Below are 7,992 nucleotides of genomic sequence, written 5' to 3' on the forward strand. Positions count from 1 at the left end.
TGTTTGGGTGAAGGATATTATTGTTCACCTTATCACTGTAACAGTAGTATTTTAATGATGAACAGAATATAATTATTCACTATGTTCGTTTTTAACGCCTTTTAATAAGGCAAATATGGCCATGGCATGCCCGTGGCCAAGTTCAAAATCAGCCTTGAGCCAGGCAATAATTTCTCCGGCTTTGACCTTAAGCGCTCCGTTCTCTGTAAATCCTTTCTCTTCGGCAAGTTGCCTGAAATCCTGGGGACCTTTCCCTGTTTTTTCCCGGATGGTTTTAAGATACCCTTGAAATGACATGTTTTTTTCGTTTCTTGAATTAACAATTATTTCAACAATACAGCAAATTCTCCGTCAGTATTTTTTGGGATGGAATGTAATTACAATTACAGGCACAACAGGGATACCCATAATCCTTAAATACAAAAGCCGCATCGTTGTATAACGACACGGCTTTTATGAAAAAATGGATCGGCTAATTATAAAGAATCGTGTTCATAAGCAAGCTGCCGTCAGCTGCATCCGTTAGGTAAAAGGTATAAATTTTACCGGCCACCAGGTCAGATACAGTGAAGTTTCCAACATTATCCCCCGAGGCAATATCTGTAAATTGGATCGAAAGGCTGCCGGGATTTATATATTGATAGCCGCTTGCTACATCTCTCACTAAAGTGTTAACGAGGTTACCCCCTGAGGAATTTTTAACGGTAAGAACAGATGGTACATTATTACTTAAATCGATAAATCTGATTTTTACCTGCCCATTATTTGGAGCGCCAGAATCATCCTGAAATGCTTTGACCCTGGCATTTGATCCTTGCCCGGCCAGGAAAACCGTGAAATCTACACCATTGGTAGTATAAAGTGAACCTGAAGCATATACATTATTGGTTCCGGCATTTTTAAACTGCATAGTCATGTTTTTTCCCGAAGGGGCATTGATATAATCAGATACATCGGTGAAATTAAGGCCGCCGCTTATTAAAACGTTGTTGGCCAAGGTAAAACTCTGTGCACCCGAAGTGGCTGCAGCATTTACAACTTTAATATTAAACTGTCCCGAAGGGTCGATCGTGTTTTTCTTGCACGAAGAAATAGCTACTGCTGCCATAAAGAAGGCCAGGCCCGTAAATAGCTTTTTATAAATGAGTGTCGTTTTCATATCGATAATGATTTTAATTGTTATGCTGTTTTAATTAATGGCGTCAATGCCTGGTTTACATGTATTTTACCTTAATGACAATTTTAGACTGGGATTTCAGATCAACTTTGAAATCGTCAAAAGTTGGCTTCTTCATCTTTTCCATAAAGAAGTTGGAGAACCCGAATCCTTCTTTGGGTATCCCGATGATGTTTTTGTCGATTTTGCCGTTACCATTCTCATCGTCTACCATGGTAAAACCATAAATTCCAGGGTCCAGATCGCAGCGTAAAACGAGCGTACCATTGGTTATTTCTTTTTTGTCGAAAATGAGTTTTTTGTAAGGTTTTTCATCATCATAGCTCGCGTTGTCTTTAAATACATTGAGCAAGATTTTTCCTTTTGCAGATCTGATATCGGTCACCTTAATCTCCGCTACGTGCTGTGTCTGTATGTACGAAGCGAGGCAGATAAACAGTAGGCCCATCAAAAGATTGATGCCTAGTACGATTGTCTTTTTCATAGTTATAAAATTAAATTTGACTTTATTTTGAACCGAAGGTATAGGCATTCCGCACGGCCTAATAGTGAAAACTGAGTGAAGCGGGCATAATCGCGCCTGAATATTATCATTGGCTGACTGAAAAAGAAAAGGGAAAAATGATCCTTTTAATTTTTGCAAGTGGCTGATAGCATTTCAATTCCGTGTAAAAACGGTTTAACCTTGCTTTTGCCCGTTTCGGTTAACAATCTTAAGCTACAAGGTAGCTATTGATTACATTTGTGTTAATGGAAGAGAAGCTACCCGTACAACGTTTAAGCCGCCTAACCTGGTTACAGGCCATAATTATCGGTTTTATATTCTATCTGGTTGCCTCCAATAGCGACAAGCCTGATCAGCATACTGTTGTTTACACCGTGCTAACAATGTCGGGAGTTTTGCTTGTTGGGTATTCGGACATTACGTTAATGATTATTTTGGCAAGAAGAAACGCGATTAGTTCAAAGAGGTTTTCCCTTTTGCGGCGTCTGTTAACCTATCCCGTCAGTGTCCTGATTTATCTTCTTTTAAGGCCATGTTTTTCTTATATTTCAGGTAAAGCATGGTCGTTTTGGGATGCAGGTTCATTCTTCGCTTTCGTTGGATCGGGTATCGTCATCAATACGCTGATTACCTGGTTGCACGATTCTGTGTTGTTATACGAACACAAGCTGCACAGTGAACTGGAGCTTTCAAAATTAAAAGCGGCAAACGCGGAAGCAATGAATCTTGTTTTGAAACAGCAGATCCAGCCGCATTTCCTGTTCAATGCCCTCAATACACTAAAGGCGCTTTACCACAAGGATCACTCAGCTGCTGACACTTATATTGTTCATATGGCCGATTTTTTAAGAGCCTCCATTTCTCATCATGCTGCCAATATATCGATACTGGAAGATGAGATTAAATTGTTACAGGACTACCTGGCTATGCAGCAGATTAGATTTGGCGCCGCATTGGACTGTTTGGTAAACTTAACTGAGGATGCCCTGAAAAGTTATTATGTCCCATCATTTTCATTGCAGCCTTTGCTGGAAAATGCTATCAAGCACAATAATTTCACGCCGGAAGATCCCTTGCATTTCAGCATTTATCAATTGAATGATAGGCTCGTGATCAGTAATAATATTCAAAAGAAAAAAATAAGGGTTGAATCTACCAACTCGGGCCTGGCCAACCTGGCAGAAAGATACCGCCTCTGTTCCGGAGACAATATCATTGTTGCAGAAGATCAAAACTCATTTTCGGTAAGTATCAAATTATTAAATAATGAACATAGTAATCATTGAGGATGAAATGGTTGTGGCCGACGACCTGGAAATGAATATCAGGAAACTGATAGACGAACCGATAGATATTGTGCAATTAAGATCGGTGAAGGAGGGTATTGCGTATTTTAAAAAAAATGATGCTCCGGATCTCATCTTTAGTGACATCCAGCTGGGCGATGGGCTTAGTTTTGAGATATTTGTAGCTGAACCTATTTCTGCCCCGGTGATTTTTTGTACGGCATATGATGAGTATGCCCTTGACGCGTTTAAAGCTAACGGGATAGATTATATCTTAAAGCCATTTACCCGGCAAACGCTTGATCTTGCTCTTCAAAAATACAAACAATTGAAAAAGGTGTTCTCCATTGATAAAGCACCTCAATTTGATGAATTGATGCAAATGCTGACCGCCAGAAACACACCGGCAACGGCTTCGGTGCTGGTATATCACCAGGATAAGATCATCCCTGTAAACCTGGATGACATTGCCGTGTGTTACCTAAGTAACGAAATCACCCATTTGTTAACCTTTTCCGGCAAAACCTTTTATCCTAATAAAAACCTGGATGAACTGGAACGGCTATGCGGAAACTCTTTCTTCCGGGCCAACAGGCAATATTTGGTATGCAGAAAAACCATCATAGACGTTTCCAGTTTCTTTTCCCGGAAGCTTTCTTTAAACCTGAATGTGCAATTGCCTGAAAAAGTAATTGTGAGTAAAGGGAAAGCACCGCAATTTCTCAACTGGCTGGCCAAAGGATCCGGATAACACAGCAGGTTGATATGAACAATTAAGTGTTTGTTATCAATATTTGCACCACTCTTCCAATGTCAATACCGATGCATGGCGTATAAAAACTTTCCTGGTAAGCATATTGTGTGCTTCGGCATCCCCATCTGTACAACAGTCTGACAATACGGTAATGCCATAATCTTTATCAGCAGCTTCACATAAAGTGGACAACACAACCCCGCTGGTTGCAACGCCCGAAAGTATAATATGCTGAATATCATTGGCCCTGAGAATAACTTCAAGGTCACTCCCGGTAAATGCGCTAATGCGACGTTTGGTAATGATGATTTCGCCAAGTACCGGAGCAACAGCGTTATCGATTTTCATCAATTCGTCCATGTTTATATGACTTGCCCTTTCTTTAGTTGCCGAAAAAACTTTATTGTTCATACTAATTTCGGGCATCCCAGGCCGGAAACTGACCACAACAAAAAGAACAAGTATATTTTTGGAACGGGCAAATGCAATAGCTTCCGCTACTTTACCTGTAATTTCAAGGTAATTGGGAAGATTGCGGATAACTGCCAATTGCATATCCATTACCAGGAGAGCTGTGTTTGGTTTGATTGATTTTATTTTATGCATTGATTTTTGAATCATTAATTTTTACTTCCCGGCTAAGCCGTATTAATTACAAAGCGTTTATTGTACCAATACACTGCATTCAAAACCATAATCTGCTAAAGTTTGAATAATATTTGAAGGACAAAAATAATTTCCTTTAACCCGTAATATATTGTCACAATCTTCGAGGTCAAAATTGATTTCAGCCGATGGTAACTGATCTTGCAAAAGATAAAGCAATGCTGCTGCTTGTTTTGAATTTTCGACATTGGTTTTAAATACTTCAATCATCGTTAATAGGGGGTATGTTTCAACAAAAAATCCTGGCCCAAATGAAGCCAGGATAAAAAATATAGTGTTATTAGGGACTAAAAGACGTAGAAAATATTAGCCTGTATTGTTTCGTTCTTAAAGTTGTTATTAACAGCGGCACTTGTTGGGAAATTTCCGACCTGAGTAAGGCCATAAGCATATCTTGCGCCTATACCCAGACCCATTTTTGATTGGTAGCCGATTCCACCAACTGCGGATGCGTTTATCTTCTTAAAAACTTTCTGATCGCTGGTATATCCTGCTACGTCATATTTGAGCAGGATGCCTGTTTGCGCACCTGCTTCAACATAAAAGCCTGAGGTGGTACGGTATTTCAACAGGATAGGAACTTGTACATAAGAAAGTTTAATATCCTGATCGCCGAGGATGCCGCCCTTAACCTTTGCGCCTTCTTGTGAGTAAAGAAAATCCTCCTGAACCATGAAGTGATCGGTAAATTTAAAAGCTACAGTAGCACCGGCATTAAAGCCAATTAAAGGATCAGTTGGTAAATTGAATTTATCAAAATTACTCACGTTGCTACCTGCTTTAATTCCAAATTCAAGGCGGCTTAATATTCCCTGATCTCCGGTTGAAGGAGTTGTTGTTTGACTAAAGCTTTTTATCGACACTAAAAGCAGTGCTGCTAAGATTAATTTTTTCATAAAGTTCTTTTTTTTGTTGTGCATTTTTTGTTTGCAGCCCGGGGCTGATTATGTTATTTGAATCAAAGATGCAGCGTGAGCATTCCTGTTAAAAGAAAAAGCTAACCCAAGCGGGCAAAGTTGGGGTGGAAACGGCAAAAGAGCGTCTGAATAAAAAGGGAAAATTGAGCATACGGAATTATTGAGGTGCTGTACCTATAAGCCCGCTATCCGAAGTCGGAGAAATTGGGATAGCAAATTGTGGACAACCGAATGGGATTGCGCAGATAAGCTGAAAGCTTAACCTATTTTAGGTCGATTTGCAAACTTCGACCAGTGGGAGTATCTCTTCTATTCAATGTTGGATTGATTTCTTATTTAAAGAATATCCAAATCGCGAGCCACATAATAACTGGGTACCAATGGCCTGAAGCCAGTCTTGTTCCTGAGTTTTGAAATGTCCATTATGCCTTCAAATGGATCTTTTAGTGGTCCTTCTGCCGGGTCAAAAGCATCAGATGCCTGTCCAACAGAATCGGCAAGCTCATACAAGGTAATAGGCGCATCATCTGCCACGTTAAAGATCTCTCCATTTAGTCCGTCGGTATGAAGCAGTAAAGTTAAAGCCTGGGCAACATCCAAATGATGTACCATGTGCATTCTTGACCCGGAGTGGCGTTTCATTTTTTTCAGCAGCGGCATAATCTCTTCTATATGAGGGTCCCTATCGCCATACACAAAACCTAAACGCAGCACCCGCACATCAAAGCCTGTGTTTTTGTGAAGCGAAATAAGTTCCTGCTCCGCTGCAATTTTACTGGACGAGTATGCCCTGGGGGCGTTAATGTTAACTAAATCATCTTCTTTGGCAGGATGTTGGTAGCCTGAGCTATACACATTGCCTGTACTCACAAAAACAAATCTTTTTACACCTGCAGCCATGGATGCATTTGCCAGCGCTACAGTTCCGGCATGATTTGTTTTTATAATGCCTTCATTATCAGTAAGTGTTCTGAAAAATGCGGCCAGGTGTATCACTGCATCTACACCTTCTACTGCGGGCGGTAAAGTATCCGGATCATATAAATCCCCTACAATAACTCTTGCGCCGAGCGCAGCTAATGCCGATGCTTTCGCAACATCGCGCACAAGAATACTAACGTCATAACCCTTTGCTAAGAGGCGTGGAACAAATCGGCTACCTACCTTTCCGGTAGCACCTGTAACTAAAATTTTCATCGTATTTATTTTTAAATTTTATAATACAAAGCTCCGGGTAAACAGCGCAGGCTGCTAACGATAATCAAACCAATAAGTATGATTATCAAACCTTTTATTTTCTGATGGATTTTGGGGTAGTACCGGTTACCCGCTTAAAATAGTTGTTGAAGTAGGTGGGGTATTCGAAGCCGAGGGCGTAGGCAATGTCGGCCACGCTCCAGTCAGTGTGCTGCAAAAGGGCTTTTGCTTCGGCGGTTATACGCTCTGCAATATGCACGGATGTAGGCTTGCCGGTAACTTCTTTTACGGAGCGGTTAAGGTAGTTTGTGTGTACAGAGAGGCTCAGGGCAAAGTCCTGCGCGGTTCTTAGCCTGAGGGGTTCGGCGCTGCGCTCTATGGGAAATTGCCTTTCCAGTAGGTCCATAAATAAATGGGTGATGCGGGTAGCTGCATTTTTAAATTGCGATATGTTTTGCGATGGCTGGATCCTCAATGCCTCATGAATGATCAGTTCTATACAGCTCCTGATCAGTTCGCCCTTATAATGATAATCGCCACTGTGTACAGCCAGCATCTTTTGAAAAATGCCGGTCATAAACAGGGCCTGTTCGCTATTGAGCGGAATTACAGGTGCATCACCAATGTGGAATAAGGGCGAGTTTTTCAAGATCCCTGTCCGTTCGCTGCTGGTAATAAAGGTTTCTGTAAAAAGACAGGAATAACCGGTTGTATGTTTGGAACGACGGACAACAGAATGGGGCACATTGGGATTGACAAAAAAGAGAACGGTATCCTTAATTTCTAAAATCCTATCGCCATAATAAACGGTCATATCGCCGGTTACCAGGCCCATTTTATAAAAATCGCGCCTGCCACGCGAAACCGGGAGATCTGCGGATGCTGGCAGTTCGTGGACTTTAAAACCTTTCAGTTTCAGGTCTTCCATATTTATTCCCGGAATTTCAGATACCACATTGACAGCCATGTCACAAAGTTAATAAAATCAAACTTTTAAAAGAAAGGGGATTTAGTGCATGGTCGTTGTTATGTTATCAAGCCAGTGGCAATTGCCAATTACTAATTTTGTCCCGCCAGTGCGGGTATTTTAAAGCAAAATCTGCAAATTTTTAATCCGGACTGTCCGCTCATCCTGGCGTGCCGTGGCTGTTGCACAACGAAGCGTTTAGGAATTACAATTCCAGTCTGACGATTTATGTTAACCTTAGATTCATTAAAGTGAGAAAACAAATCGTGGCGATAACAGACTTAATAACGCATCCCAAAAGCATTTTCCGCCGTATTTTATTAGTTTCTTGAGATTATATGCGATCCCAGCCATTATCATACATTTATTGGCCAGTTTTATCCCAATGGTGTTGACTTTCCGCATGCCCAGGTATTCAATAAGGTTTCCAATGATGGGTTCCACGGTGCTTTTTCTTATAATCATCATCTGTTTGCCATATGCTTCATTCATCCGCTTGTGCATTTCATCGAACAATGGCTTC

At 40.9% G+C, this 7,992-nt stretch carries 11 protein-coding genes; 2 read left to right on the forward strand and 9 right to left on the reverse strand.

Features of this window, described 5'->3' with window-relative positions:
• Window positions 1-72 precede the first annotated feature (72 nt).
• The 3 genes from JN11_RS22205 to JN11_RS22215 form a co-directional block, all read right to left on the reverse strand.
• Window positions 73-297: a DUF4287 domain-containing protein gene (locus JN11_RS22205; RefSeq protein WP_144916255.1), complete on the reverse strand. Its 225-nt coding sequence runs from the start codon at window positions 295-297 to the stop codon at window positions 73-75.
• 175 nt (window positions 298-472) lie between these two features.
• On the reverse strand, window positions 473-1,159 hold the full coding sequence (locus tag JN11_RS22210) for a DUF4397 domain-containing protein (RefSeq protein ID WP_144916257.1): 687 nt from the start codon (window positions 1,157-1,159) through the stop codon (window positions 473-475).
• Window positions 1,160-1,214: 55 nt separating this feature from the next.
• Window positions 1,215-1,661 (reverse strand): DUF2141 domain-containing protein, encoded by a 447-nt coding sequence (locus tag JN11_RS22215; RefSeq protein ID WP_170227827.1) that lies wholly within the window; start codon window positions 1,659-1,661, stop codon window positions 1,215-1,217.
• A gap of 266 nt (window positions 1,662-1,927) precedes the next feature.
• On the opposite strand from JN11_RS22215, the gene JN11_RS22220 reads away from it, so the two are divergent.
• Window positions 1,928-2,968: a sensor histidine kinase gene (locus tag JN11_RS22220; protein ID WP_144916260.1), complete on the forward strand. Its 1,041-nt coding sequence runs from the start codon at window positions 1,928-1,930 to the stop codon at window positions 2,966-2,968.
• The gene (locus tag JN11_RS22225) at window positions 2,949-3,719 is read left to right on the forward strand and encodes a LytR/AlgR family response regulator transcription factor (protein WP_144916262.1); all 771 of its coding nucleotides are present in this window, start codon (window positions 2,949-2,951) and stop codon (window positions 3,717-3,719) included. The genes JN11_RS22220 and JN11_RS22225 overlap by 20 nt, the downstream gene beginning before the upstream one ends.
• A 36-nt stretch (window positions 3,720-3,755) precedes the next feature.
• On the opposite strand, the gene JN11_RS22230 is transcribed toward JN11_RS22225, so the two are convergent.
• From JN11_RS22230 to JN11_RS22255, 6 genes are all read right to left on the reverse strand, one after another.
• Complete coding sequence (locus JN11_RS22230) at window positions 3,756-4,328, reverse strand: cysteine hydrolase family protein (RefSeq protein WP_144916264.1); 573 nt, start codon at window positions 4,326-4,328, stop codon at window positions 3,756-3,758.
• Between the two features lie 57 nt (window positions 4,329-4,385).
• Window positions 4,386-4,598: a hypothetical protein gene (locus JN11_RS22235; protein WP_144916266.1), complete on the reverse strand. Its 213-nt coding sequence runs from the start codon at window positions 4,596-4,598 to the stop codon at window positions 4,386-4,388.
• A gap of 77 nt (window positions 4,599-4,675) precedes the next feature.
• On the reverse strand, window positions 4,676-5,284 hold the full coding sequence (locus JN11_RS22240; RefSeq protein ID WP_144916267.1) for a porin family protein: 609 nt from the start codon (window positions 5,282-5,284) through the stop codon (window positions 4,676-4,678).
• Window positions 5,285-5,641: 357 nt separating this feature from the next.
• Entirely contained in the window at window positions 5,642-6,502 is an 861-nt protein-coding gene (locus JN11_RS22245; protein ID WP_144916269.1) for an NAD-dependent epimerase/dehydratase family protein, read from the reverse strand.
• Window positions 6,503-6,596: 94 nt separating this feature from the next.
• Window positions 6,597-7,469 (reverse strand): helix-turn-helix domain-containing protein, encoded by an 873-nt coding sequence (locus JN11_RS22250; RefSeq protein ID WP_144916270.1) that lies wholly within the window; start codon window positions 7,467-7,469, stop codon window positions 6,597-6,599.
• Between the two features lie 246 nt (window positions 7,470-7,715).
• On the reverse strand, window positions 7,716-7,992 hold a 277-nt coding region (locus JN11_RS22255; RefSeq protein ID WP_211360882.1), incomplete at its 5' end, for a transposase.

Origin of the sequence: Mucilaginibacter frigoritolerans (genome assembly GCF_007830615.1) — a bacterium.
GTDB classification, from domain to species: domain Bacteria; phylum Bacteroidota; class Bacteroidia; order Sphingobacteriales; family Sphingobacteriaceae; genus Mucilaginibacter; species Mucilaginibacter frigoritolerans.